This is a genomic window from Cupriavidus ulmosensis, assembly GCF_977008105.1.
In genome coordinates this window covers 179,096-204,613 of record NZ_CDRMWP010000001.1, presented here as the reverse complement: position 1 = coordinate 204,613, position 25,518 = coordinate 179,096, and the positions used below count along the sequence as shown (strand labels likewise).

The 25,518-nt window shown below is 70.1% G+C and carries 26 protein-coding genes; 2 read left to right on the top strand and 24 right to left on the bottom strand.

Going from position 1 to position 25,518, the window contains the following annotated elements; genetic code table 11:
- Positions 1-67: 67 nt before the first annotated feature.
- The 16 genes from ACWTPI_RS00890 to ACWTPI_RS00815 all read right to left on the bottom strand — a co-directional run bounded on the left by ACWTPI_RS00890 (position 68) and on the right by ACWTPI_RS00815 (position 16,965).
- On the bottom strand, positions 68-1,009 hold the full coding sequence (locus ACWTPI_RS00890) for a 2-hydroxyacid dehydrogenase (RefSeq protein ID WP_454730743.1): 942 nt from the start codon (positions 1,007-1,009) through the stop codon (positions 68-70).
- A gap of 1,088 nt (positions 1,010-2,097) precedes the next feature.
- Positions 2,098-3,141 (bottom strand): biotin synthase BioB, encoded by a 1,044-nt coding sequence (gene bioB / locus ACWTPI_RS00885; RefSeq protein WP_454730742.1) that lies wholly within the window; start codon positions 3,139-3,141, stop codon positions 2,098-2,100.
- A gap of 52 nt (positions 3,142-3,193) precedes the next feature.
- Positions 3,194-3,907 (bottom strand): dethiobiotin synthase, encoded by a 714-nt coding sequence (gene bioD, locus ACWTPI_RS00880; RefSeq protein ID WP_454730741.1) that lies wholly within the window; start codon positions 3,905-3,907, stop codon positions 3,194-3,196.
- On the bottom strand, positions 3,904-5,118 hold the full coding sequence (gene bioF, locus ACWTPI_RS00875; RefSeq protein ID WP_454730740.1) for an 8-amino-7-oxononanoate synthase: 1,215 nt from the start codon (positions 5,116-5,118) through the stop codon (positions 3,904-3,906). Before bioF ends, bioD begins: the two co-directional genes overlap by 4 nt.
- Complete coding sequence (gene bioA, locus ACWTPI_RS00870) at positions 5,108-6,592, bottom strand: adenosylmethionine--8-amino-7-oxononanoate transaminase (protein ID WP_454730739.1); 1,485 nt, start codon at positions 6,590-6,592, stop codon at positions 5,108-5,110. The genes bioF and bioA overlap by 11 nt, the downstream gene beginning before the upstream one ends.
- Positions 6,593-6,904: 312 nt before the next feature.
- A complete protein-coding gene (locus ACWTPI_RS00865; protein WP_020206775.1) occupies positions 6,905-7,333 on the bottom strand; it encodes a YchJ family metal-binding protein in 429 nt (142 codons plus the stop codon).
- Positions 7,330-8,019: an HAD family hydrolase gene (locus tag ACWTPI_RS00860; protein WP_020206774.1), complete on the bottom strand. Its 690-nt coding sequence runs from the start codon at positions 8,017-8,019 to the stop codon at positions 7,330-7,332. Before ACWTPI_RS00860 ends, ACWTPI_RS00865 begins: the two co-directional genes overlap by 4 nt.
- Positions 8,016-8,693, bottom strand: a complete 678-nt coding sequence (locus ACWTPI_RS00855; protein ID WP_020206773.1) for a 2-hydroxychromene-2-carboxylate isomerase — start codon at positions 8,691-8,693, stop codon at positions 8,016-8,018. The genes ACWTPI_RS00860 and ACWTPI_RS00855 overlap by 4 nt, the downstream gene beginning before the upstream one ends.
- A gap of 105 nt (positions 8,694-8,798) precedes the next feature.
- A complete protein-coding gene (locus tag ACWTPI_RS00850; RefSeq protein ID WP_454730738.1) occupies positions 8,799-9,929 on the bottom strand; it encodes an acyl-CoA dehydrogenase family protein in 1,131 nt (376 codons plus the stop codon).
- A gap of 68 nt (positions 9,930-9,997) precedes the next feature.
- Positions 9,998-10,678, bottom strand: coding sequence for an SDR family oxidoreductase (locus tag ACWTPI_RS00845; RefSeq protein WP_454730737.1), 681 nt, complete (start codon positions 10,676-10,678; stop codon positions 9,998-10,000).
- 83 nt (positions 10,679-10,761) lie between these two features.
- The gene (locus ACWTPI_RS00840; protein ID WP_020206770.1) at positions 10,762-11,958 is read right to left on the bottom strand and encodes an acetyl-CoA C-acetyltransferase; all 1,197 of its coding nucleotides are present in this window, start codon (positions 11,956-11,958) and stop codon (positions 10,762-10,764) included.
- A gap of 85 nt (positions 11,959-12,043) precedes the next feature.
- Entirely contained in the window at positions 12,044-12,715 is a 672-nt protein-coding gene (gene can, locus ACWTPI_RS00835; protein ID WP_020206769.1) for a carbonate dehydratase, read from the bottom strand.
- Positions 12,712-14,520, bottom strand: a complete 1,809-nt coding sequence (aceK, locus tag ACWTPI_RS00830) for a bifunctional isocitrate dehydrogenase kinase/phosphatase (RefSeq protein WP_454730736.1) — start codon at positions 14,518-14,520, stop codon at positions 12,712-12,714. Before aceK ends, can begins: the two co-directional genes overlap by 4 nt.
- 138 nt (positions 14,521-14,658) lie before the next feature.
- The gene (locus ACWTPI_RS00825; protein WP_059412489.1) at positions 14,659-15,840 is read right to left on the bottom strand and encodes an isovaleryl-CoA dehydrogenase; all 1,182 of its coding nucleotides are present in this window, start codon (positions 15,838-15,840) and stop codon (positions 14,659-14,661) included.
- Positions 15,841-15,918: 78 nt separating this feature from the next.
- Positions 15,919-16,386: a PaaI family thioesterase gene (locus ACWTPI_RS00820; protein WP_020206319.1), complete on the bottom strand. Its 468-nt coding sequence runs from the start codon at positions 16,384-16,386 to the stop codon at positions 15,919-15,921.
- 138 nt (positions 16,387-16,524) lie between these two features.
- Entirely contained in the window at positions 16,525-16,965 is a 441-nt protein-coding gene (locus ACWTPI_RS00815) for a MerR family transcriptional regulator (RefSeq protein ID WP_029044304.1), read from the bottom strand.
- Between the two features lie 208 nt (positions 16,966-17,173).
- Between ACWTPI_RS00815 and ACWTPI_RS00810 the strand changes: the two genes are divergently transcribed.
- A complete protein-coding gene (locus ACWTPI_RS00810; RefSeq protein ID WP_020206321.1) occupies positions 17,174-18,247 on the top strand; it encodes an MBL fold metallo-hydrolase in 1,074 nt (357 codons plus the stop codon).
- Positions 18,248-18,280: 33 nt separating this feature from the next.
- Here ACWTPI_RS00810 and ACWTPI_RS00805 read toward each other — a convergent pair whose 3' ends face one another.
- The 5 genes from ACWTPI_RS00805 to argS form a co-directional block, all read right to left on the bottom strand.
- On the bottom strand, positions 18,281-19,111 hold the full coding sequence (locus ACWTPI_RS00805) for a helical backbone metal receptor (protein WP_454730735.1): 831 nt from the start codon (positions 19,109-19,111) through the stop codon (positions 18,281-18,283).
- Complete coding sequence (locus tag ACWTPI_RS00800; RefSeq protein WP_454730734.1) at positions 19,108-19,908, bottom strand: SDR family oxidoreductase; 801 nt, start codon at positions 19,906-19,908, stop codon at positions 19,108-19,110. Before ACWTPI_RS00800 ends, ACWTPI_RS00805 begins: the two co-directional genes overlap by 4 nt.
- 142 nt (positions 19,909-20,050) lie before the next feature.
- Positions 20,051-20,689 carry a thiol:disulfide interchange protein DsbA/DsbL gene (locus ACWTPI_RS00795; RefSeq protein WP_020206324.1) on the bottom strand — a complete coding sequence of 213 codons (639 nt, stop codon included), beginning with the start codon at positions 20,687-20,689 and terminating at the stop codon, positions 20,051-20,053.
- Positions 20,690-20,779: 90 nt separating this feature from the next.
- A complete protein-coding gene (locus tag ACWTPI_RS00790) occupies positions 20,780-21,535 on the bottom strand; it encodes an SPOR domain-containing protein (RefSeq protein ID WP_020206325.1) in 756 nt (251 codons plus the stop codon).
- Positions 21,536-21,651: 116 nt separating this feature from the next.
- Positions 21,652-23,445 carry an arginine--tRNA ligase gene (argS, locus tag ACWTPI_RS00785; protein ID WP_454730733.1) on the bottom strand — a complete coding sequence of 598 codons (1,794 nt, stop codon included), beginning with the start codon at positions 23,443-23,445 and terminating at the stop codon, positions 21,652-21,654.
- A gap of 250 nt (positions 23,446-23,695) precedes the next feature.
- Between argS and ACWTPI_RS00780 the strand changes: the two genes are divergently transcribed.
- A complete protein-coding gene (locus tag ACWTPI_RS00780) occupies positions 23,696-24,016 on the top strand; it encodes a DUF1840 domain-containing protein (RefSeq protein ID WP_020206327.1) in 321 nt (106 codons plus the stop codon).
- Positions 24,017-24,348: 332 nt separating this feature from the next.
- Here ACWTPI_RS00780 and ACWTPI_RS00775 read toward each other — a convergent pair whose 3' ends face one another.
- From ACWTPI_RS00775 to ACWTPI_RS00765, 3 genes are all read right to left on the bottom strand, one after another.
- Positions 24,349-24,792 carry a DUF883 family protein gene (locus ACWTPI_RS00775; RefSeq protein WP_454730732.1) on the bottom strand — a complete coding sequence of 148 codons (444 nt, stop codon included), beginning with the start codon at positions 24,790-24,792 and terminating at the stop codon, positions 24,349-24,351.
- 43 nt (positions 24,793-24,835) lie between these two features.
- A complete protein-coding gene (locus ACWTPI_RS00770; protein ID WP_020206329.1) occupies positions 24,836-24,997 on the bottom strand; it encodes a DUF1328 domain-containing protein in 162 nt (53 codons plus the stop codon).
- A 75-nt stretch (positions 24,998-25,072) separates the two neighbouring features.
- Positions 25,073-25,246 (bottom strand): DUF1328 family protein, encoded by a 174-nt coding sequence (locus ACWTPI_RS00765; protein ID WP_020206330.1) that lies wholly within the window; start codon positions 25,244-25,246, stop codon positions 25,073-25,075.
- Between the last annotated feature and the right edge of the window lie 272 nt (positions 25,247-25,518).

Sequence of the window (25,518 nt, the reverse complement as noted above, 5' to 3'; positions counted from 1 at the left end):
TCTCCTCCGTGTCCTGCCGCCGCGGCGCGCACGCCGCGGCGGCTGTGTCTGCTTGCTGTGTCTGCGTTCAGTAACCGCGCTGCAGGTCGACCACGCCGGCAATCGGCTGGCCCGCCCCGAGCGCGCGGATCTTGCCGGCGATCTGGGCGATGCTGTCCTCGCGCAGCGTCAGCGCGGCGATGTGCGGCGTGATGGTGATGCGCGGCTCGCCCCAGAACGGATGCTCGGCCGGCAGCGGCTCGGTGCGGAACACGTCCAGCGTGGCGCCGGCAATCTGGCCGGACTGCACCGCGGCCAGCAGGTCTTCCTCGACCAGATGCTGCCCGCGCGCCACGTTGACCAGATAAGCGCCCTTGGCCAGCTTGCCGAACAGGGCCGCGTCGAGCATGTTCTCGGTCTGCGGCGTCAGCGGCAGCACGTTGACCAGCACGTGCAGCCCGTCGAGGAACGCGGCCTGTCCGGCCTCGCCGGCAAACCCCCGCACACCCTCGATCTCGCGCGGCGTGCGGCTCCAGCCGCGCACCGGAAACCCGAAACCCGCCAGCGCCCGCGCGATCTGCGCGCCGAGCGTGCCCACGCCCATCACGCCCACGCTGAAACCCGCGCGGCGATGCGGCTTGAGGAAGCGCCAGTTGCCGGCCTGCTGCGCCAGCGCGTATTCGTCCAGGCGGCGGAAATAGCGCAGTACCGCGTGCGTCACGTACTCGATCATCTGCGCGGCCATGCCGGCGTCGTCCAGGCGCACGATGGGCACGCCGTCCGGCAGCGCGCGCGGATCGTCGTCACGCAGGCGCAGGATGCCGTCCACGCCGGCGCCGAGGTTGAACACCGCCTTGAGGTCGGTGCGCCCGCGCAGCATCTCCAGCGGCGGGCGCCACACCACGGCGTAGTCGGCGCGTTCGGATTTGCTGTCTTCCCAGGTCAGGCATTGTGCCTCCGGCAGGGCTTCGGAGAAGCCGTCGATCCAGGGTTGGTAGCGGCCGTCGGGCACGTACAACTGCAGCTTCATTTCTTCTCCACAGGGGGTTCTTATCGTGATTTGGTCTATTTTCGCAGAGATGGGGTGGGAGTGGGGGGCTTCTGGGGGCCTGGCGGCGGCGGGGGGGGGGTGTTCGTTTGGTTTCTTGGTTGACTGTTGAGGGTCAAGGGTGACTGTTGAACGGGGACTGTTGAACGTCAATGGCTGAACGTCAAAGTCAACGGCTGAACGTCAACGGCTGAACGTCAAAATCAAAGTCAACTTCAAAGTCAAAGGCTTTCGCTCCCCCGGAGCGACCTACTTTCTTTTCCCCGAAAAGAAAGTAGGCAAAGAAAGCGGGCTGCCTGGCCGGCAGGGGCAGAAACGTTGGGGTTTCTAGTGTTTCTGGTTTCGTCGTGGGGCCTGTGGTTCTGCTGGCATCCTGCCGTTACCGGTGCGAGCGGCCACGATCTGGCTGGCGGTATGGGTTGCGGGGTCAGACCTATGATGGCCGGCACACTGCTGGTTCCGCCATCTGCCGTTACCGACTCGGGCGGCCACGACATAGCATCGGCACTGGTTTCGTGGTGGGCGTGGTGGACCCCGCGCGGGTGTGTTGGGTTGCTGGAACCGGGATTGCTTTTCAACTGTTCGGCACCGCGCTCGAACAGGGGCCACCGCGCCCACCACGAAACCAGCACCATCTCTATGACGAGCCCCTCCGCCCCGGTCGCGGCAGCATCCCGAAGGGCCTGGACCTCCGCCATCATGCAGCGCCACCACGAATCGAACACCACCCGAGAGAACGTGGCCACCAAAACCGGTACCGGCAGAACCCCTGCAGAACCACCACCCCCACCACGAAACCACCAACAACCAGCAACACTGTTCGGCTCTGCCCCTGCCGGCCAGGCAGCCCGCTTTCTTTGCCTACTTTCTTTTCGGGGAAAAGAAAGTAGGTCGCTCCGGGGGAGCGAAAGCCTTTGACTTTGACGTTCAGCCGTTGACGTTCAGAAGTTGACATTCAGAATGTTGACTTTGACGTTCAGCCACCGACGTCAAACCATTGAAGCCAAAGCCAACTTCGAAGTCAGCCAAATCAGCCAATACCCCCAACCACCCCGAACAAAAAAATCCCCCTACCCACCATACCCCTCAGTCCGAATATCCAACCTCCCCAGCAAAGCCCGATCCCGATCCGCCTGCGGATTGGCCGTCGTCAACAGCCGATCCCCATAAAAAATGGAATTGGCCCCCGCCATGAAACACAACGCCTGCAACGCATCGTCCATCGCCTCGCGCCCGGCCGACAGCCGCACCATCGCCCGCGGCATGGTGATGCGCGCCACCGCGATGGTGCGTACGAACTCGAACGGGTCGATTGGCTCGGCGTGGGCCAGCGGCGTGCCTTCCACGGCCACCAGGTTGTTGATGGGCACCGACTCGGGATACGGGTCCATGTTGGCGAGCTGGGCGATCAGCCCGGCGCGCGCGTCGCGCGATTCGCCCATGCCGACGATGCCGCCGCAGCAGACGTGGATGCCGGCGTCGCGCACGTGGCCGATGGTGTCGAGGCGGTCCTGGTAGGTGCGGGTGGTGATGATCTCGCCGTAGAACTCGGGCGAGGTGTCGAGGTTGTGGTTGTAGTAGTCCAGGCCCGCTTCCTTCAGGCGGCGCGCCTGTTCGGCTTCGAGCATGCCGAGCGTGACGCAGGTCTCCAGGCCCATCGCCTTGACTTCCTTGACCATCTCGATGACCGGCTCGAGGTGGCGCTCCTTGGGGCTGCGCCAGGCCGCGCCCATGCAGAAGCGGCCGGCGCCGCTGGCCTTGGCGGCGCGCGCGGCTTCGAGCACTTCGTCCAGCGCCATCAGCTTCTCGGCCTTGACGCCGGCGTCGTGGTGCGCGCTCTGCGGGCAGTAGCCGCAATCCTCCTCGCAGCCGCCGGTCTTGATCGACAGCAGCGTGGAGAGCTGCACGGCGTTGGGGTCGAAATTCTCGCGGTGCACCTGCTGGGCGCGGAACATCAGGTCGTTGAACGGCAGCGCGTAGAGCGCGGCGACGTCGGCCACGGACCAGTCGCCGGGCTTGGCGGGCGCGGGTTCGGCGAAGCGGCGGGCGGTCTGGCGCAGGCTGTCGGCGGAGATGGTGGCGATGGCGTCGCCGGCGAGGGTGTTATTGGTCATGGTCGTTTCCGTGTTCTGTCTTGTCTTGGGGGATAGGTTCCGCGCGCCGCGCTCAGCCGAGCAGCGGCGCGAGCGCCAGCCGGCCGGCGGCTTCGGCCGGCGGCACCTGCCACGGCAGCGTGCCGAGCAGGGGCGCGTCCAGCGTGCGGCGCAGCGTGTCGATGTTTTCGTCGGCGAGGTCCATGTCCGGGTCGATGCGGTTGGCGATCCAGCCGGCCAGATGCAGGCCGCGCGCGCGCACCGCCTCGGCGGTCAGCAGCGCGTGGTTGATGCCGCCCAGGCGGATGCCCGCCACCAGCACCACCGGCAGGCCGAGCATCACGGCGAGGTCGGCCGTGTCCCAGCCGCCGTCCGCGGCCGGCGCGCCGTCGAGCGGCACGCGGAAGCCGCCCACGCCTTCGACCACCACCGCATCGGCGCGCGCCTGCAGGGCGGCGAAGGCGGCGCGGATCGGCTCGCGCGTGATGCGCGCGCCTTCGGCGGCGGCGGCCAGGTGCGGCGAGGCCGGCGTGCGCAGCAGGAACGGGCAGGTCAGCGCCTGCGGCACGTCCACGGCGCTGGCCGCGCGCAGCTGCGCGACGTCGTCGTTGTGCCAGTGGTCGCCGCGCCATTCGCTGCCGCTGGCCACGGGCTTCATGCCCACGGCCTGGCGGCCGGCGGCGCGCAGCGCGTGCAGCAGCGTGGCGCTGGCGTGGGTCTTGCCCACGCCGGTGTCGGTGCCGGTGACGAAGCACGCGAACGGGGCCGCGCTCATGCTGCCGCTCATGCGATCTCCCTGTGCGGCACCACGCTGCCGAGGCTGGCCAGCAGGCGCTCCACGTCGGCCTGCGCGTGCGCGGCCGAGAGCGTGATGCGCAGCCGCGCGGTGCCGGCCGGCACCGTGGGCGGGCGGATCGCGCCGACGCGGATGCCGTCGGCCTCGAGCGCCGCGGACAGCGCCAGCGCGGCCACGTTGTCGCCCACGATCACCGGCTGGATGGCGCTGGCGCTCTCGCCCAGGCGCCAGCCGGCGGCGCGCGTCAGGCCGGCCAGGCCGCCGCGCAGCGTGCGGATCAGCGCGGCGAGATGGGCGCGGCGCTGCCGCCCTTCCTCGCCGGCGATCAGCGCCAGGCTGGCCGACACCGCGTGCGCCACCGCGGGCGGCGCGGCGGTGGTGTAGATGTACTGGCGCGCGGTGTTGATCAGGTGCTCGATGATGGTTTCGTGCGCGGCCACGAAGGCGCCCGCCACGCCGGCGGCCTTGCCCAGCGTGCCGACGTAGATCAGGCGCGGCGAGGTCAGCGCGAGGTGCTCGAGCACGCCGCGGCCGGACTCGCCCAGCACGCCGAAGCCGTGCGCGTCGTCGACGATGATCCAGGCGTCGTGGCGCTCGGCCAGCGCCAGCAGTTCGTCCAGCGGCGCGAGGTCGCCGTCCATGCTGAAGATGCTGTCGGTGACGATCAGCTTGAGCGGGGTGGCCGCGCCGGCCAGCAACTGCTCCAGCGCAGCCACGTCGCGGTGCGGGTAGCGCGTCACCTTGGCGCGGGCCAGGCGCGCGCCGTCGATCAGCGAAGCGTGGTTCAGTTCCTCGCAGAACAGCGTGGCGTCGGCGCCGCCGAGCGCGCTCAGCACGCCCATGTTGGCCATGTAGCCGGTGCAGAAGTACAGCGCGCGCGCATGCGGGATGTGGGGCGCGAACCATTCGCCCAGCTCGCTCTCGAGCAGGTGGTGCGCCTGCGAGTGGCCGCTCACCAGGTGCGACGCGCCGCTGCCCGCGCCGTAGCGGCGCGCGCCCTCGGCCATCGCCTCGACCAGCGCCGGGTGGTTGGCCAGTCCCAGGTAGTCGTTGCTGCAGAAAGTCAGCAGCGCGTGGCGCTCGCCGCCGGCGTCGCTGACTTCCTGGTGCGGCGCGCACGCGGTGTGGGCGGTGCGGCGGCGGCGCGTGAGGGCCTGCTCGTCGCGCTCGGCGGCGGCCAGCTTCAGGTGTTCAAGCAACATCGTGCGTCTCCGTGGGTTGCACCGGCGCGGCGGCTGGCGCATCGGCCGGCGCGGCGGCCGGTCCGGACAGTACCGTGTCGAGCGTGGCGTGCAGCCGGTCCGCCAGCCATTGCGCCATGTCCGCGTCGAACACGTAGGGCGGCATGACGTAGAGCGTGCGGCCGATCGGGCGGATCAGCACGCCGTGCGCGCGCGCGGCGTGGTGGAAGCGCGCGGCGAAGTCGCCGGCGCCGCCCGGCACGCAGGCTTCGCGCACGTCGGCGGCCCAGATCAGGCCGCGCTGGCGCACGTGCTCCAGCCGCGCGTCGGCGGCCAGCGCGGACATGGCGCGCGCCAGCCACTGCGCGCGCTCGCGGTTGCGCGCCACCACGCCGTCCCGCGCGAACAGGTCGAGCGTGGCGAGCGCGGCGCGGCAGGCGAGCGGGTTGCCGGTGTAGGAATGCGAATGCAGGAAGCTGCGGGCGCGGTCGGGGTCGTGCGCCGCGGTGACGAAGGCGTGCTGCAGCGCGCTGCGCGACATCACCAGCGAGAGCGGCAGGTAGCCGCCGCTGATGCCCTTGGACAGGCACAGGAAATCGGGCCACAGGTGCGCCGGCAGCGGGCCATCCGTGGCGGGCTCGCCGCGCGACTGCTCCCAGGCGAAGAAGGTGCCGGTGCGCCCGCAGCCGACCGCGATCTCGTCGGCGATCAGGTGCACGCGGTAGCGGTCGCACAGCGCGCGCACGCCGGCCAGGTAAAGCGGGTCGTGCATCGCCATGCCGGCCGCGCACTGCACCAGCGGCTCGACGATCAGCGCCGCGATCTGGCCGCCGCGCGCCTGCAGCAGCACCTCCAGCTCGGCGAGCGCGCGCTGCGCCACCTGCGCCGCGCTCTCGCCGGGCGCGGCCTGGCGCGCGTCGGGCGACATCACCACGTGCGACTGCATCAGCATCGGGTCGTAGGCGTCGCGGAAGATCGCCACGTCGGTCACCGCCAGCGCGCCCACGGTCTCGCCGTGGTAGCCGTGGCGCAGGCAGACGAACTCGCGCTTGCCCGGCAGCCCGGTGTTGCGCCAGTAGTGGAAGCTCATCTTGAGCGCGATCTCGACCGCCGAGGCGCCGTCGCTGGCATAGAACACGTGGCCCAGCGCGCCGCCGGTCAGCGCCGACAGGCGCTCGGCCAGCTCCACCGCCGGCGCGTGCGTGCAGCCGGCCAGCATGACGTGCTCAAGCGTGTCGAGCTGCGCGCGCAGCGCGGCGTTGATGTCGGCGTTGGCGTGGCCGAACAGGTTGACCCACCACGAGCTGGTGGCGTCGAAATAGCGCTGGCCGTCCTCGCCGTGGAGCCACGGCCCCTCGCCGCGGGCGATGGCCAGCGGCAGCTCGCCGGCGTCGGGCCGCAGCGGCGTGCAGGGATGCCACACCGCGCGCAGGCTGCGTTCGCCGAGCGACGGCGCGGCTAGCGCCGCGCGCGGGGATTGGGACTGGTTGTCCAAGGAAACCCTCCTTTGTTGACCGCGCACCGTGCCGGCCGGGCCGGCGGGCGCCGGCGCGGCGGCACTCGCGTGCGCGTTGGGGAGAGTCATGGTAGGGAGCTCCCCTGCCCCTTGGCAAACAGGCCCGGTTTTACACGTTAGCGGCATGTTGGGCGACAAACCGCGAAGAAGCCGGCAAGCGTCTGGCATCGTGCCGCCAGCATGCGCCGATCCGCGCAGCGGATGTGGCCGATGCGCCGCGGCGCGCTCAGGATGGCGGGCCGGACGGCGGCCCCGGCTCCCGGAAAAGGCGCGCCGCCGCGCCCCCCGGCGTCATGGCGCCTCCCCCAGCATGTCGCCATCCACATAAAGCCAGCGCGGCGCCTCGCCGGCGGCGCGCGGCTCGCGCACGAAGCGGCTGCGCTCGTGCAGCCGCCACGCGCGCCCGCCGACCTTGTAGCGCGCGACGAACTCCACCTGCGCGTGGGTCTCGTCCTGCTGCGCGTGCGCCTTGATCGCCAGCCCGAGCCAGCGCGTGGCGGTATCGGGCGCGAGGTCGGGCGGGCAGGTCGACGGATGCCAGGTCTGGCGCAGCCACGCCACGTCGCCCATCACGTAGGCGCAATAACGCGAGCGCATCAGTTGCTCGGCATTGGCCGGCAGCGCCTCGCCGCGGTGGAAGCGCCCGCAGCAGGCGGCGTACTCGCCACCGCCGCACGGGCAGGCCGCGGCGCCCGCGCCAGGCTTGCGCGCATCTTTCATCCGATCCGCTCCGGCAGCTCGCGCATGTCGGCGAAGGTGCTGCCCGCGCCGGCCGCCAGCAGCGTGGCGGCAGCGTTGCGCGCGGCATAGCCGAACACCGTCATGCCGGCCGCCACGCCGGCGGTGATGCCGGCCGGGCTGTCCTCGATCACCGCGCAGCGCGCCGGCGCCACGTTCATGGTGCGCGCGGCCAGCAGGTACACGTCGGGCGCGGGCTTGCTGCGCGCGACCTCGGTGGCCGAGAAGATGTGCTCGCGCTCGTCCTGCCGGAACAGCGCCACCAGCCCGGTGCGGGTCAGCTGCAGCTTGACCTTGATGCGGTCCGCGCCGGAGGCCACGCACACCGGCAGGCCGGTGGCGGCAATGGCGGCGACCGCCTCGCGCACGTGCGGCACGGCCTGCACTTCGGCCTCCAGCACCGCGTTGCGGCGCGCGAACCAGTGCGACAGCCAGTTCTCCGGCAGCGGCGCGCCGCGCCTGCGCTCGATGTTGGCGAGCTCCTCACGCACCGCGCGGCCGAGGAACCACTCGGTGGATTCCTCCAGCGAGATGCGGATGCCGAGCTCGTTGAGCATCTCGTTGAGCACGCGGTTGACGATGGGCTCGCTGTCGACGAGCACCCCGTCGCAGTCGAAGATCACGCAATCGAAACGGGGATGGCGGACCGGCCGGATACTGGCATTCATGCGGGTTTCTTTTCCTTGCTGCTGTCTGTGTTGCTGGTTGTGCCGCCGCCGGCCACCGCGCGCAGTTCGGTCTGGCGGCGGCTCTTGAGATGGGCCTCGATCTGCTCGAAGCGGTCGAAGCCCCAGAACGGCTCGCCGTCGATGATGACGAAGGGCGAGCCGAACACGCCCTTGGCCATCGCCACCTCGATCTCCGCCTTGAGCTGGTCCTTGATCTGGAAGCTGCTGGCGCCGGCGTCCATCGCGTGCGCGTCGATGCCGAGCGGCTCGGCCAGCTTCACCAGCTCGGCCGGCTCGGCGATGTTGACGTCGTCGACGAACAGCGCATGGTAGACCGACTTGGCGAAGGCCGAGGCGATGTCCGCGCCGTGATGGTTCTGCAGCCACAGCATGGCGCGCGCGGCCTGCGTGGTGGGCAGCGGGAAATGCGTGGGGCGCTTGTACTCGATGTGGTGGAAGGCCGCGGTGCGCTCGAAATCGAGCCAGCAGTAGTCGCCCTTGAGCGGCACGTGCGGCAGCGGCGCGCTGCCGGTGGTCTTGAACACCACCCCGAGCAGGATCGGATGCCAGGCCACGAAGCGGCCGTATTTCTGCGCCAGCTCGTCGATGCGGGTGCTGGCAAAGTAGCCGTAGGGCGAGGAAAAATCGAAGTAGAAATCGATGGGGGCGGTCATGGCGTGGGGGACTCCTGGGGTCTGGCCGGGTTCGATGCTGCGTTGGGTTGGTGCTGCACTGGGTTCGGTGCCGTGCTGCCGCGCCGGCTTGGCGCGCGGCAGCCGTCAGGATAACGCGCGCGCGATCAGGATCTTCTGGATGTCGCTGGTGCCCTCGTAGATCTGGCAGACGCGCACGTCGCGGTAGATGCGCTCGACCGGGAAATCGCTGACGTAGCCGTAGCCGCCGAATACCTGGATGGCGGCCGAGCAGACCGCCTCGGCCATCTCGCTGGCGTAGAGCTTGGCCATCGCGGCCTCCTTCAGGCACGGGCGCCCGGCGTCCCGGAGCGAGGCCGCGTGCCACACCATCTGGCGCGCCACCTCGATCTTGGTGGCCATCTCGGCCAGGCGGAACTGCACCGCCTGGTGCGCGAACAGCGGCTGGCCGAAGCTCTCGCGCTCCCTGGCGTAGGCCAGCGCCGCCTCGAAGGCGGCGCGCGCCATGCCGATGCTCTGCGAGGCGATGCCGATGCGCCCGCCTTCCAGCCCCGACAGCGCCATCTTGTAGCCGGCGCCTTCGTCGCCGAGCAGGTTGGCGGCCGGCACGCGGCAGTCCTCGAACACGATCTGGGCGGTGTCGGACGAATGCTGGCCGAGCTTGTCCTCGATGCGCGCGACCACGTAGCCGGGCGTGGCGGTCGGCACCAGGAAGGCGCTGATGCCGCGCTTGCCGGCGGCCTTGTCGGTCACGGCCAGCACGATGGCTACGTCGGCGTTCTGGCCGCTGGTGATGAACTGCTTGACGCCGTTGAGCACGTAGTGGTCGCCGTCGCGCACGGCGCTGGTGCGCAGCGCGGCCGCGTCCGAGCCGACGTGCGGCTCGGTCAGGCAGAACGCGCCGAGCATCTCGCCGCGCGCCAGCGGCACCAGCCACTGCTGCTTCTGCGCCTCGCTGGCGAACGCCATCAGCATGCTGCACACGGGGCAGTTGTTGACGCTGATGACGGTGGAGGTGCCGCCGTCGCCGGCGGCGATCTCCTCGAGGATCAGCGCCAGCGAGAGATAGTCCAGCCCGGCGCCGCCGTACTGCTCCGGCACCGCCACGCCGTAGGCGCCGAGCGCGGCCAGCCCGCGGTGCACGGCCTTGGGGAAGGTCTTGTCGCGGTCCCACGCGGCGGCGTGCGGCGCGATCTCCCGTTGCGCGAACTGGCGCACGGCGTCGCGGATCATTTCCTGTTCGGGTGTGAGCAGCATGTCGTCCCTGTCTCTCTATCTCTGTTCTGTTTTTCCGCGCGGCCGGCGCCGCGCGGCGCCGGCCCGGCTCACCACGGAATCACCGCGCCGTCGTAGTTGCGGAAGCCGCCGTTGTCGTGCCGCGTGGCGCCGGCCATCACGCGGCGCATGCCGGACACGCTCTGCTGCGGCGTGATGTCGGCTTCCTTGCCGCCCATGTCGGTCTGCACCCAGCCCGGGTGGAAGGCCAGGCAGGTGGCGTGGCGCGCGTCGAGCGAGGCGGCCTTGAGCGCGGCGTTGGCGGCGGCCTTGCTGACGCGGTAGAGCCAGCTGCGGTTGCTGTCCATCGCGCCGATGCTGCCCATGCGCGAGGCCAGCACCGCCAGCACGCCGCCCTGGCCGCCGCGGCCGGTTTCCACCATCGGCAGCAGCAGCGGCAGCGCCATCATCGGGCCGAGCACGTTGACGTGCATCACGGCGTCGAAGTCCTGGCGCGAGACCGGCTGCGCGCCTTCGGTGCGCGGGCCGATCACGCCGGCGTTGTAGACCGCCACGTCGAACGATTCGCCGTCGAGCTTCCAGCCCAGCCCGGCGACCTGCCCGGCGTCGGTCAGGTCGGCGCGCAGCGCTTCGGCGCCGAGCGCCTCGATGGCGGCGATGCCTTCGTCACTGCGCGCCACGGCCAGCACGCGCCAGCCGTCGGCGCGGTACTGGCGCACGAATTCGAGGCCGATGCCGCGCGAGGCACCGAGGATGAGAGCGGTAGGCAAGACGGACTCCTTGTTTCTGGTCGATGGATTGCGGGGCCGCGGCCGCGCGCCGCCGGGCGGCGCGCGCCGGATGCCCCGGGTGGTCAGATGATTTCCAGCCCCACGGCGGTGGCCTCGCCGCCGCCGATGCACAGGCTGGCCACGCCGCGCTTGCCGCCGGTCTTGCGCAGCGCGCCGATCAGCGTGGCCATGATGCGCGCGCCCGAGGCGCCGATCGGGTGGCCGAGCGCGCAGGCGCCGCCGTGGATGTTGACCTTGGCGTGCGGGATCTTGAGATCGTGCATGGCGGCCATCGGCACCACCGCGAACGCTTCGTTGATCTCGAACAGGTCGACGCTGTCGGTGGTCCAGCCGAGCTTGCGGTAGAGCTTGCCGATGGCCTCCACCGGCGCGGTGGTGAACCAGCCCGGCTCCTGCGCGTGCGTGGTGTGGCCGAGCAGGCGGGCCACCGGCTGCAGGCCGAGGCGCTTCGCGGTGGACTCGCGCATCATCACCAGCGCGGCGGCGCCGTCGTTGATCGACGACGACGAGGCGGCGGTGATGGTGCCGTCCTTGGCGAACGCGGGCCTGAGCGAGGGGATCTTGTCGAGCTTGATGCGGCGCGGGCCTTCGTCGGTGTCGATGACGGTGTCGCCGCCGCGCCCGGGCACCGTCACCGCGGCGATCTCCCAGCGGAAGTCGCCGCGCTCGGTGGCCTGCTGCGCGCGCCGCACGCTTTCCATCGCGAACTCGTCCTGCGCGGCGCGCGTGAAGCCGTACTTCGACGCGCAGTCCTCGCCGAAGGTGCCCATCGAGCGGCCGCCGCCCTTTTCGTCGCGGATATAGGCGTCCTCGAGGCCGTCGAGCATCATGTGGTCGAAGATCATGCCGTGGCCGATGCGGTAGCCGCCGCGGCCCTTGGGCACGAGATAGGGCGCGTTGGTCATGCTTTCCATGCCGCCCGCCACCGCGACCTCGAACGCGCCGGCCAGCAGCGCGTCGTGCACGGTCATGGCCGCGCGCATGCCGGAGCCGCACATCTTGTTGACGGTGGTGCAGCCGGTGCCCATCGGCAGGCCGGCGCCGAGCGCGGCCTGGCGCGCGGGCGCCTGGCCCAGGCCGGCCGGCAGCACGCAGCCGAACACCACTTCCTCGACCTGCTCCGGCTTGAGGCCGGCGCGCTCCACCGCGGCGCGGATGGCGGCGGCGCCGAGCTGCGGCGCGGTCAGCGCGGCGAACTCGCCCTGGAAGGCGGCCATCGGCGTGCGGGCCGCGGATACGATGACGACGGGATCTTGCATGGTATGTCTCCGTTGATGTGTGGGTTGCAATGGCGGGCGGCGCGAACCGCCCTGCCGTGAATGCGCCGCTGCCGCGCCGCGCGCGTCAGCGGATCGACGCCTGCGGCGGATCGCCGAACTGGCGGTACGCCGCCTCGAGCTGCCGGTGCAGCTCGTCGTTGCTGCTGGCGGCCATGCCGAGGTCGCGCAGCAGGCCGTCGGACACGCCGTAGACCCAGCCATGCACGGTCACTTCCTGGCCGCGGCTCCAGGCATCCTGCAGCACGGTGGTCTGGCACACGTTGTTGACCTGCTCGATCACGTTGAGCTCGCACAGCCGCGTGTGGGCGTCTTCCTCGCGCGTCACGGTGCCCAGGTAGGCGCCGTGCTTGTCGGCCACGTCGCGCACGTGGCGCAGCCAGTTGTCGGCAAGGCCCACGCGCTCGCGCATCAGCGCGACCTTCACGCCGCTGCAGCCGTAGTGGCCCACCACGGTGATGTGGCGCACCTTGAGCACCTCCACCGCGAACTGGATCACCGACAGCGCGTTGAGGTCGCTGTGCACGATCACGTTGGCGATGTTGCGGTGGACGAACACCTCGCCGGGCGCCAGCCCGAGGATCTGGTTGGCCGGCACGCGCGAATCGGAGCAGCCGATCCACAGGTATTCGGGCGCCTGCTGGTTGGCCAGGCGCATGAAGAAGCCGGGGTCTTCCGCGTTGACGCGGTCGACCCACTCGCGGTTGTTGCGGAACAGTTGATCGATGGCGTCACTCATGCTGCCCTCCTCGCGGCGGCAGCGGGCTCGCCGTAGCGGTTGATGAAGCGCTCTTTGACGTCGTAGGCATAAAAGTCATGGATGTGTCCGGCCAGCAGCCGGTCCTTGTGGCCCTGCCACATGGCGGGGTCGAAGAAATCTTCGTGGTGGCGCAGGAACGCCGCGCGCACGCGCGCGTCGCCCAGCAGGAAAGTGCGGTAGGTCTCCGGGAAGATGTCGTGGCGGCCCACGCTGTACCAGGGCTCGCCGGACATCTCCTCCTCCTCGTTGCGCGGCTGCGGCACGCGGCGCACGTTGATGTCGGTCAGGTATTCGATCTCGTCGTAGTCGTAGAACACCACGCGGCCGTGGCGCGTGACGCCGAAGTTCTTGTACAGCATGTCGCCGGGGAAGATGTTGGCGGCGATCAGCTCCTTGATGGCGTTGCCGTACTCGACGATGCCGTGCTCGACCTGCGCGTCCGAGCCTTCCTGCAGCCAGATGTTGAGCGGCGTCATGCGGCGCTCGATGTAGACGTGGCGCACCACGATCTCCTCGCCGCCGTCCTTGCCGCGCTGGTATTCGATCATCGACGGCGCGTGCAGTTCCAGCTCGCGCACCAGCGCGTCGTCGAAGCGCGACAGCGGGAAGGCCACGTCGGAGTATTCGAGCGTGTCGGCCATGCGCCCGACGCGGTCGTGCTGCTTGACGAGCTGGTACTTGGACTTGACCAGCTCGCGCGTGGTCTCCTTGGGCGCCGGGAAGAAGTCCCTGATGACCTTGAACACGTAGGGATACGACGGCAGCGTGAACACCAGCATCACCAGGCCCTTGATGCCGGGCGCGCTGATGAACTTGTCCGACGAGTGCTGCAGGTGGTGCAGGAAGTCCCGGTAGAACAGGTTCTTGCCCTGCTTCTGCAAACCCAGCGAGGTGTAGATTTCCGCGCGCGGCTTGCGCGGCATGATGTCGCGCAGGAAGGTCACGTAGGCCGAGGGAATCTCCATGTCGACCATGAAGTAGGCGTGCGTGAACGAGAACAGGATCAGCAGCTGTTCCTTCTTCAGCAGCACCGTGTCGAGCATGAGCCTGCCGCCCGGCGCGTGCACGATCGGGATGGCCAGCGGGTAGGTGCGGTCGGCGTTCACCACGCGGCCGATGATGAAGGCCGACTTGTTGCGGAAGAACAGCGACGACAGCACGTGGACCTGGAAATTCGGCGCGATGCGGAAGTCGCCGAAATACTCGGTGACGGCGCGCACCACGTAGTCGATGTCGCGCCGCAGGTCCTCGAACGGCAGATCGAGCTGGAAGTTGTGGACGATGCGCTCGAAGCAGGCCGCCATGCCGGCGCGGCTGCCCGGGTAGTAGGCGCGGAAGGTCGGCCGCGTGGGCGACTCCTCGTTCTCGATGTACTCGGTCGAGATGGCCGGGCGCACGAAGATGAAGTCGTTGTTGAAATACGAGCGGTGCAGGATGCGCGTGCACACCGAATTGAAGAAGGTCTCGGCCAGCTCGGGCTGGTGATGGTTGGTCAGCAGGCCGATGTAGTGCAGCTTGATCTGCTGCCAGATCTCGTCCTCGATGCGCTCGGCGTCGTATTCGTCCTCCAGGATCACGCTGGTCTCGCGCACGCGCTCGTTGTAGAAGGCGATGCGGTCGCGCTGGAGCTGCTGCAGGCCGTGCCAGTCCGCCGCCTCGAAGCGCCGCTTGGCTTCGTGGCTGACCTCGCGGAACAGGCGATAGTGCTTGTCGAACCCGTCCAGCATGGTGCGGGCCACGTCGTAAGCGATCTGCGAGGACAGCAGCTTGGGGAAGTGGGACATGGCGCGGGCCGGTGGCAAGGAAAAAGCGACGACTGCGGGCAACGACTGCGAGTTTCCGGAGATTGTAAATTGGTTCGAGGGGCCGGCGCTGCCTGTTTGGCGCGATGGCCGGCCGCCGGCCCGCTTGTCACGCTGGCGTCACATCGTCTCGGCGTACAGTTCGCGCCCGATCAGCATGCGGCGGATCTCCGAGGTGCCCGCGCCGATCTCGTACAGCTTGGCGTCGCGCCACAGCCGGCCCACCGGGTATTCGTTGATGTAGCCGTTGCCGCCCAGGATCTGCACCGACTCGCCCGCCATCCACGTGGCCTTCTCCGCCGTGTACAGGATCACCGCCGCGCAGTCCTTGCGCACCTGCCGCACGTGCTCGCGGCCCAGCGCGTCGAGGTTCTTGCCCACCGTGTACAGGTAGCTGCGCGCCGCCTGCAAGGTGGTGTACATGTCCGCCACCTTGCCCTGGATCAGCTGGAACTCGCCGATGCTCTGGCCGAACTGCCTGCGGTCGTGGATGTAGGGCGTGACCACGTCCATGCACGCCTGCATGATGCCGACCGGCCCGCCCGAGAGCACCGCGCGCTCGTAGTCCAGCCCGCTCATCAGCACGCGCGCGCCGCCGTTCTCGGCGCCGAGGATGTTCTCCACCGGCACTTCCACGTCCTCGAACACCAGCTCGCCGGTGTGCGAGCCGCGCATGCCGAGCTTGTCGAGCTTCTGCGCCACCGAGAAGCCCTTCATGCCCTTCTCGACGATGAACGCGGTCATGCCGCGCGCGCCCAGGTCCGGCTCGGTCTTGGCGTAGACCACCAGCACGTCGCAGTCCGGGCCGTTGGTGATCCACATCTTGGTGCCGTTGAGCACGTAGCGGTCGCCCTTGAACTCGGCGCGCAGCTTCATGCTGACCACGTCGGAGCCGGCATTGGGCTCGCTCATGGCCAGCGCGCCGATCCAGTCGCCCGAGACCAGCTTGGGCAGGTACTTGGCTTTCTGCGCGGCGCTGCCGTTGCGGTGGATCTGGTTCACGCACAGGTTGGAGTGCGCGCCGTAGGACAGGCCGACCGAGGCCGAGGCGCGGCTGATTTCCTCCATCGCCACCATGTGGGCGAGGTAGCCCATGCTGGCGCCGCCGTATTCCTCGGCCACGGTGATGCCGAGCACGCCGAGGTCGCCCATCTTTTTCCAGGCGTCCATCGGGAACTGGTCGGTGCGGTCGATCTCGGCGGCGCGCGGGGCCAGCTCGGCCTGCGCCCAGTCGCGCACGCTTGCGCGCAGCATGTCGATGTCTTCGCCGAGGTGGAAGTTCAGGCCGGGGAGTTCTGTCATGTCGGTCTCCTTATCGTGATCGCGTGATTGCGTGATTGCGTGAGCGCGCGATCGTTGTCTTTGTGCGCCGGACCGTCGTCAGACGTGGCCGAGCGTGCGCACCACGCACAGCGTCATCAGCATGGTGGCCACCTGCTTGCGCGCGCCGTCCTTCTCGCAGAACACGTCGCCCTGCGCCACGATCAGCGTGCGGCCGGGCTTGAGCACGCGGCCCACGGCGACCAGCCGCTCGCCCTGCGCCGGCGACAGCAGGTTGATCTTGTACTCGGCGGTCAGCCCGGCCTCGCCCTCGGCCACCATCGACAGCGCGGCGTAGCCGCACGCGCTGTCGGCCAGCGCGCCGACCGTGCCGCCGTGGAAGAAGCCGTGCTGCTGGGTGACGCCCTCGGACCACGGCATGGCGATCTCCACCTCGCCGTGCTCGATGCGCGTGAGCGCGGCGCCGAAGGTGGTCATCAGGCCCTGGCGGGCAAAGCTGGTGGCGATGGCGTCCGCGCGGGCCGCGGGAAGCGTGTTGCCGGAGGCGGGAGCGGGGGCTGCGGGCATGGCGTTTCCTGGGTTGGCCGGCCGCTGGGCGCGATGATGCGATGGCGCGGCGGCACGGATGACGGATTGCGAAGCTATTTTATTTACGTTTACGTAAACGTCAATCAAATCCGGCGCCAAGCGCCAGAAAGACGGCTATCAGGCGCTTTTGACTTCGGCGCCCGGTCCGGCGGCCTGCCCGGCGAGCAGCGCGCGGCACTGCCGCTCGTGCTGGTCGATCTCGGCCAGCTGGGCCTGCAGGTCCTCCAGCTGGCGCTCGAGCGCGCCGCGGTGCCGCGCCAGCGAGTGCAGGAAGCGCTCTAACTGGGGCGCGGTGTCGCGCGGCGACTCGTAGAGATCGAGGATCTCGCGGATCTCGTTGAGCGTCAGGCCCAGCCGCTTGCCGCGCAGCGTGAGCTTGAGGCGGGTGCGCTCGCGCCCGTTGTAGACGCGCTTGCGCCCGCCCGGCCCTTCGCGCTCGGGCGCCAGCAGGCCCTGGTCCTCGTAGAAGCGGATGGCGCGCGGGGTCACCTCGAACTCGCGCGCGAGGTCGGTGATGGTGTAGGTCGGCGCGGCTGGCAAGGCTGGCGAAGCTGGCATGGTGGCCCGTGAAAAGTGAACGGTCGTTCGTTGCGGAATGAAGTTTTCGCTTAAGATGGCGGAAGCCCGTTCCGATTGACGTTAACGTTAGCGTCAATCAAAACCCGTGGCAACCACGCCGTGCGCCTGCCTCCGCGGTCCGCGGCACCATGACAAGAAAGCCCGCCCGCGCCGCGCGCGCGCAGGGCTTCGGACCGGAGAGACGCTCATGAACGCACTCGAACACCAGCTCCAATACCCGTTCGGCGACACCCTGCCGCTCGCCGGCGCCCGCCAGGAAGTCGCGCCCGGCGTGTACTGGCTGCGCATGCCGCTGCCGTTCGCGCTGGACCATATCAACCTGTGGCTGCTGCGCGACCGGCTCGACGGGCGCGACGGCTGGACCGTGATCGACTGCGGCATCACCAGCGACACCATCAAGGCGCACTGGGAAACCATCTTCGCCAACGAGCTCGAAGGCCTGCCGGTGCTGCGCGTGCTGGCCACGCACTGCCACCCGGACCACATCGGGCTGGCGCACTGGCTGTGCAAGCGCTGGGACGTGCGGCTGTGGATGAGCCTGGGCGACTACATGAACGCGCGCGTGATGGGCGGCGGCACCGGCGCCGGCTCCAACGCCGGCGGCGACTTCGCCGCCAGCCACTTCGCCCGCCACGGCCTGACCGACCCCGACAGCCTGGAGAAGCTGCGCGCGCGCAAGAGCTACTACCCGTCGCTGGTGCCCGACCTGCCGGGCCAGTACCGCCGCCTGATGGACGGCGACACGGTCCATATCGGCACCGACCCGGCCACCTCGGGCTGGCGCGTGATCACCGGCTTCGGCCACGCGCCCGAGCACGTGGCGCTGTACAACGCCGCCACCAACGTGCTGATCTCCGGCGACATGGTGCTGCCGCGCATCTCCACCAACGTCAGCGTGTTCGACATGGAACCGGAGGCCAACCCGCTCAGGCTCTACCTCGATTCGCTCGGCAAGTACGAGCCGCTGCCGCAGGACGTGCTGATCCTGCCGTCGCACGGCAAGCCGTTCCGCAACCTGCACACGCGCATCCGCCAGTTGCGCGAGCACCACGTGGAGCGGCTGGCCGAGACGCGCGCGGCGTGCGCGCGGGCTGCCTGCAACGCGCACGACATCGTCGGCGTGATCTTCAACCGGCAGTTCGACATCCACCAGATGACCTTCGCGATGGGCGAGGCGCTGGCGCACCTGCACCTGCTGTGGCACGCAGGCGAAGTGCGCCGCGAAGTGGGCGACGACGGCATCGTGCGGTTCCGGGCCTGAGGCCCCGCCGGACAGCCGCGCCGGAACGGTGCGTCAGACCTGCGCGGCGAGGTCCATCAGGTAGCGCACGCCGTCCACCGCGCGGCTGCCGTACCACGACACCATCTCGCCGTCCGCGAGCAGCACTTCCTTGCCGAGCTGCCGCTCGAGCGCGTCGGCGTGCGCCTCGGTGAAGCGGTAGGGCTCGGTGGACAGCAGCACGAGGTCGAGCTCGCGCACCAGCGCGTCGCTCCAGCGGAAGCTCGGATAGCGCGCATCGGGCGCGTTGGGCCGGCTGCAATCGCCGTCCACGCACGCCTGCGCCGGCGCCGCCGGCCAGGTCCGCCAGTTGACCAGCGCCAGCATGCGGCTGATGTAGGTGTCGCGCGACACCGTCATCCACGGGTCCTGCCAGATCGCGTACAGCACCCGGCGCGCCGGCCACGGCCGGGCCCGCGCCTGCGCCAGCACCGCCTCCAGCGCGCCGCACAGCGCGCCGGCCTCGGCCTCGCGGCCGAAGACGCCGCCCAGCAGCCGGTACAGCGCGAGGTTGTCCTCGGGCGCGCACGGGTGCGTCACGATCACGTGCGGCACGAACGCGCGGATCTCGTCGACGGTCTCGCGGCGGTTCTCGTCGATGTTGACGATGACGTGGGTGGGCGCCAGCGCGCGCAGGCGCTCGAGCCGGACGTCCTTGGTGCCGCCCACCTTGGCGACGGCGCGCACGGCCGGCTCGGGATGGACGCAGAAGCCGGTGCGCGCCACCACGCGCGGCCCCAGCCCGAGCGCGAACAGCAGCTCGGTCACGGAAGGCACCAGCGAGGCGATGCGGACCGCGCCGCCGGCCGCGCCGTGCCAGGCGCCGGCGGCATCCTGCCAGCTCATGGCTGGCGGTCCGGGCCGCGCGGCTTGCGCGGCGCGCGGGCGAACAGCGCGTCGTAGAGCCAGCGCGGCATCAGGTGCAGGACGGAGGCGACCACGCCCATCTGCCACGGCAACACGGCGAAGCGCCGGCCCGCGGCGATCGCGCGCACGGCCTTGCGGGCGAACACGTCGGCGTCCATCAGGAACGGCATGCGGTAGGGATTGTGCTCGGTCATCGGCGTGCGGATGTAGCCGGGCGCGATCGTGACCACGCGGATGCGCTCGCGGCGCTGCTCCAGGCGCAGGCTTTCCAGCAGCTTGATGACGGCGGACTTGGAGGCGCTGTAGGCGCCGCCGCCGGGCAGGCCGCGCACGCCGGCCACGCTGGCGATGCCCACCAGCGTGCCGCGCCAGCCGCCGGCGCCGGGCTCGCGCGCGCGCATCGGCTGCAGGAACGGCTGGAAGGTGGTGAGCACGCCGAACCAGTTGGTGTCCATCACCATGCGGAACGCTTCGAGGTCCTCGCGCTCGCTGGCGACCGTGCCCACCGACACGCCGGCGTTGGCGATCACCACGTCGGGGCAGCCGAAATGATCGAGGAAGTCCTGCGCGGCGGCCTGCATGGCGGCCGCGTCGCGCACGTCGGCGGCATAGACGCGCACCGCGTTGGGGTTCGGCAGGCTGGCGGCGAGCTCGCGCAGCGCGGCTTCGCGCCGGCCGACCAGCCCGAGGATGGCGCCCCGCGCGGCGTACTCGCGCGCCAGGGCCTGGCCGAGTCCGCTCGACGCGCCGGTAAGGAAGACTTTCTGAGCTCGCATCGGGATGGGAAGGGTCCAGGGGAAAACCGCAACATGGCCATGCCGGCGGACCCGCCCGATGCGGTCCGGCGGCTGGGAGCCAGCGCTGCCGGTCGGGCCGGCGGCGGCGCGGCCGTCGGGCCGGCTGCCGCCGCGGGGAAGATTACAGCTTCTTGTCGCGCACCTGGCCGACCAGGTAGTCCATCGTCTGGATGGCGGCGGCCTTGGTGCCGGCGATGGACGGCGAGGTCGCGTACTTGCCCTGCACCACGATGGTCGGCACGCCGTCGATCTTGTAGGCGTCGGCGATCTTGTTGGCGCGCTGCGAGTTGGTCGTCACCGAGAACGAGTTGTAGGTGTCGAGGAAGGCCTTGCGGTCGATGCCGTTCTTGGCCATGAAGTCGGCGATCTCGTTCGGGTCGAGCATGCGCTTGCGCTCGACGTGGATGGCGTTGAAGACCTTGCCGTGCATGGCGTCGAGCTTGCCCAGCGCTTCCAGCGTGTAGAAGATCTTGGTGTGCGCCAGCAGGTCGTCGCGGAAGGCCACCGGCACGCGCTTGAACACCACGTCCTTGCCCTGCTTGCCGACCCACGCCTCGAGCTCGGGCTCGAAGTCGAAGCAGTGCGGGCAGCCGTACCAGAAGAACTCGGTGACTTCGATCTTGCCCGGCGTGACGGGCTGCGGCGCCTTCAGGACCTGGTATTCCTTGCCGGCGGCGGGCGCGGCGGCCTGCGCGGGCGCATTCATCAGGAAACCGGTCACGGCGACCAGCGTGGCGAACAAGGTGGCGAGTTTCTTCATAAGGCGCGGCTTTCGAGAATGGGCGATGTGCGTATGACAGCGGCCGGGCTTTCCGGTTCAGCGGCGGCGCGCCGGCTTGGTTACGGTTGCTTACTGCTTGGTGAAGCGGATGACCGAAGCCTCGAATCCCGACGACTGCAGGCGGTCGCGCGAGCGGTTCATGTCCTCGATCCTGTTGTACGGCCCCAGGCGCACGCGGTACAGCTTGACGCCGTTGACCTCGCGCTCCGTCACCTTGGCCTCGAAGCCCTGCATGGCGAGGTTGGCCTTCTGGCGGTCGGCGTCGTCCTGCGAGCGGAAGGCGCCCACCTGCAGCAGGTAGCCGACCTTGTTGGCGTCGGCCTGGGCGATCTCGGCGATGGGGTCGGCGACCGGCTTCTCGGCGGGCTTCTCGGCCGCCTTGTCGGCGGGCTTCTGCGCCACCGCGGCGGGCTTGTCGGCCGGTTTTTCGGCAGGCCGCTCGGCCGGCTTGTCGGCCGGGCGGGTGGCGACCACCGGCGGCGCCGGGCGCTCGGCCGGCCTGACCGTGGGCGCCGGGCCGGCGGGCTGGTCGGGCTCGGCGGCGGGGCCGACCGGCTTGGCCGGGGTCTTGCTCCACAGCGGCTTGTTCGGATCGCTCGGGGCTTCCTGCGCCGGCGCGGGCAGGTTGCTGACGACGTTGCCGGGCTCGGCCTGCTTCTGTCCGTTCTTCTGCTGGAATGGCGCCGGGGAACGGGTGATGTACAAGGCGACCACCACCGCGATCGCCAGGCCGACGATCAGGCCCAGCACCAGTCCCAGGAACGTACCGCCGCGCTGCGGGGCGCGGCTGGCATTGCGCGGAGCGCGCTTGCGTTGCTGTTGCATGAATTCCTCTTGCGTGATGGCGCGATTATAGAGCCTGCGCCGTGACACGCATCACTGTCTGTGGTCAGGACGACACGCGCGGCCGCCGGCCCGGCGCGGCCGCGGTAAGCAGGGACTTACATCCGCTGCGGCGCGGACACGCCGATCACCGCCAGGCCGTTGCGCAGCACCTGGCGCGTGGCGGCCAGCAGCGCCAGGCGCGCCAGCTTGACCGGCTCGTCGTCCACCAGCACGCGGTCGGTGTTGTAGAAGGCGTGGAAGTCGCCGGCGAGGTCGCGCAGGTAGAACGCCACCGCGTGCGGCGCCAGTTCCGCCGCCGCCGCGGCCAGCATGTCGGGGAAGTCGGCCAGGCGCTGCCCCAGCGCGAGCGCCTGCGGGCTGGCGTCCGCGCCCGTCACCGGCGCCAGGTCGGTGCCGACCAGCGCGGCGAGCCTGGCTTCCCAGCCGGCGCCGCCCCACGACTCGAAGATCGAGCAGATGCGGGCATGGGCGTACTGCACGTAGTACACCGGGTTCTCGTCGTTCTGCTTGAGCGCGAGGTCGACGTCGAACACGAACTCGGTGTCCGCCTTGCGCGACAGCAGGAAGAAGCGCACCGCGTCGCGCCCGCGCGTGAAGTGCGACGGCCAGTCCGCCACGCCCGCCTCCAGGCAGCCGCGGATGGTCTCGCCGCCCTCGGCGCCGTTGCTCCACTCGATCAGGTCGCGCACGGTCACGTAGGAGCCGGCGCGCTTGGAGATCTTGACCTCCTCGCCGTTGCGCATGACCGTGACCATCTTGTGCAGCACGTAGTCGGGATAGCCGACCGGGATGCCGATCTCCAGCCCCTGCAGGCCGGCGCGCACGCGCGCGATGGTGCCGTGGTGGTCGCTGCCCTGCACGTTGATGACCTTGGCGAAGCCGCGCTCCCACTTGGTGGTGTGGTAGGCCACGTCGGGCACGAAGTAGGTGTAGGTGCCGTCGCCCTTGCGCATGACGCGGTCCTTGTCGTCGCCGTCGTCGGTGGTGCGCAGCCACAGCGCGCCCTCGTTCTCGTAGGTCTTGCCCTTGGCGACCAGCGACTGCACGGCGGCTTCGACCTTGCCGTCGGTGTACAGCGACGATTCCAGGTAATAGCGGTCGAACTTGACGCCGAACGCGCGCAGGTCGATGTCCTGCTCGTTGCGCAGGTAGGCCACGGCGAACTTGCGGATCGAGTCGATGTCCTCGACGTTGCCGGAGGCGGTGACGGCGTCGCCGTCGGAGGCGCGCACGCTCTTGCCGGCCAGGAAGTCGGCGGCGATGTCGGCGATGTAGTCGCCGTTGTAGGCCGACTCGGGCCAGCCCGCGTCGCCCGGCTTGAGGCCGCGCGCGCGCGCCTGCACCGACAGCGCCAGGGTCTGGATCTGCACGCCGGCGTCGTTGTAGTAGAACTCGCGGTGCACGGCGAAGCCCTGCCAGTCGAGCAGGTTGGCCAGCGCGTCGCCCAGCGCCGCCTGGCGGCCGTGGCCGACGTGCAGCGGCCCGGTCGGGTTGGCCGAGACGAACTCCACCAGCACGTTGCCGCGCGCGCCCCGCGCCTGGGCGCCGTAGCGGTCGCCCTGCTGGAGCACCGCGCGCAGCACGTCGGCCTTGGCCGCCGGCGTCAGGCGCAGGTTGATGAAGCCGGGCCCGGCGATCTCCATGCCGGCCACCAGGTCCGCGGTGCGCGCGTCGGCCTTGACCGCGTCGACGATCTGCTGGGCCAGCTCGCGCGGGTTGCGCTTGAGCGCGCGCGCGACCTGCATGGCGAGGTTGCAGGCGAGGTCGCCGTGGGCGGCGGCCTTGGGGCGCTCGAAGGTCGCGGCGGGCAGCGTGGCGCCGGCCGGGGCGAGGGCGCGCACGGCGTCGTCGAACGCGGCGGCGAGATTGGTGGTCTGAACAGGCAGCATGGATGTATCGTGGCCCCGGGGGCAGTTGTACGGTGCCGGCGCGGCAGTCCCGCCGTGGCGGCACCGTCACGCGGCGGCATGTGGATGCCGCGTCGCGTGGCAGGCAATGAATTGCAGAACGCGGATTTTATCAGGTGCTATGCTGACATCATGCAGCGCGCCCCAAACCGGCCGCTGCGCGCCCCCGCCCCGATTCCGGGACACGACGCGCGGTCTCGTCAGTTCGCTGTAGCCAAGGAAAGGAAATATCATGCTGATCACCTTCAAATCCCACGCGGCGCAAGACCTCATCATGATGAAGGATCTCGCCGTCACGCTACTCGGGATTATCGGCAAGCACCTGGGAGAACGCGGGGTGATCACCGCCGATGAGCTGCCGCGCGCGATCCACAAGCTCGAGGCCGCGGTCGCCGACGCCAGGCGGGCGCACCCGGCGGAATCGGCGGTGTCGCCGGACAAGGCCGACGAGGACGAGGAAGAGCCGCTGCACCTGGGCCAGCGCGCCTTTCCGTTCCTGGACATGCTGCGCGCCTCGCAGCGCGAGAACACCGAAGTGATGTGGGGCGTCTAGCGGCGCCGTCCGCGCCCTGCCGTTGCCGTTGTTCCTTGCTGTTCCCGTTCCGCCGGAGCCCGCTGACGCGGGCTTTGTCGCGTCTGGCCGGCGCCGGAAAAAAAGAAGCCCGGCCGGGGCCGGCCGGGCTTGCCGGATCAGGGAGGCAGATCCGGAAGGGGGGTGAAGATCAAAGCGGTCGAAAGGGGTCGAAGCGGGTCGAAGCGGGTCGAAAGGAGTCAAAACCGGTCGGCGGCGGCCTCGGGGCGCCCGATGCGGCATTCGCCGCCCCGAAGGCGAGAATCTGCCCTCGCCTGCGGCGCGTGGCCGGGGCGCGGGGGCCGCGCGCGGCGTCAGTCGCCGCCCCGGCCGGCGCGGCCGTTGACCGCCAGCAGCAGGCCGACGAAGGCGCCGACCGCGGCGGCGATGCCGAGCGCCTTCAGCGGCGACTCGACCACGCGCTGCTGCACGCCCTCCACGGCGTGGTCGACCCGCTCGCGGGCGCGGCTGGCGCCATCCAGCGTGGCCTGGCGCAGATGCTCGCCGAGCGCGCGGGCGCGGTCCTGCAGGCGCCGCCCGGCCTGCACGGCCTCGGACGAGCCTTCGCGCCCCAGCACTTCCATCGTCTGCTCGAGCTGCGCGATCAGCGAGCGCACTTCCTCGGCCACCGGGCCGGCGGCGTCGCGCGCCGCGCCGCGCGTGTCGCGCGCGGCATGCCGCATCTGGCGCACCGTGCTGCCGGCGCTGTCGGCCAGGTGCGCAAGTTCCTTCCGGACCTTCGGGTTGTGGGTCAGCATCGTTGTCCCTCCATGTCTGTCCTGGCCATCGTTCCCGCGGCGCCTATCGCCTGACCAGGCTGATGACGAACGTCACCAGCGCCACCACCAGGAAGATGAAGAACAGGATCTTGGCGATCTCGACGGCCCCCGCGGCGATGCCGCCGAAGCCGAACAGCGCCGCGATCAGCGCGATGACGAAAAATACGAGTGCGTAGTGCAACATGATGACGGCTCCCTGGATGGGTTCGGCCCCGCGCGCGGGTGCTGCGGCGGCGTTCCGCGGTCTGTCCGGCGCCTGCTACTTCACCGCCCTGAACACGGTCACGCCGAGGACCAGGAACAGCACGAACAGCACCACGAAGATGAAGAACAGGATCTTGGCGATGCCGGCGGCCCCGGCGGCGATGCCGGTAAAGCCGAGCAGGCCCGCGATCACGGAAACCACGGCGAAGATCAGTGCCCACTTGAGCATCGGCGTTTCTCCTTGCTGCGCTGTGCGGCTCGCGCGGCAGGCGCAAGCTCATGGATTCATGGTAGAAAGCGCGCCCCGGCGCAGGCACCCCCGCGCCACCGATTCCGGTGTCAGCGGATTCCTACAAGGCCAATGCCGGCGCGGGCCGGCGGGCACCGGCGCCGCGCGGCAGGTTGACCGGGCCGCGCCGATATGCTTCCATCGTCGCCGACAGGGTGCGCGGCCGGCATGCCCCACCGCCCGGCGCCGCCGCGTGCCGGCGCAGTCCCGGC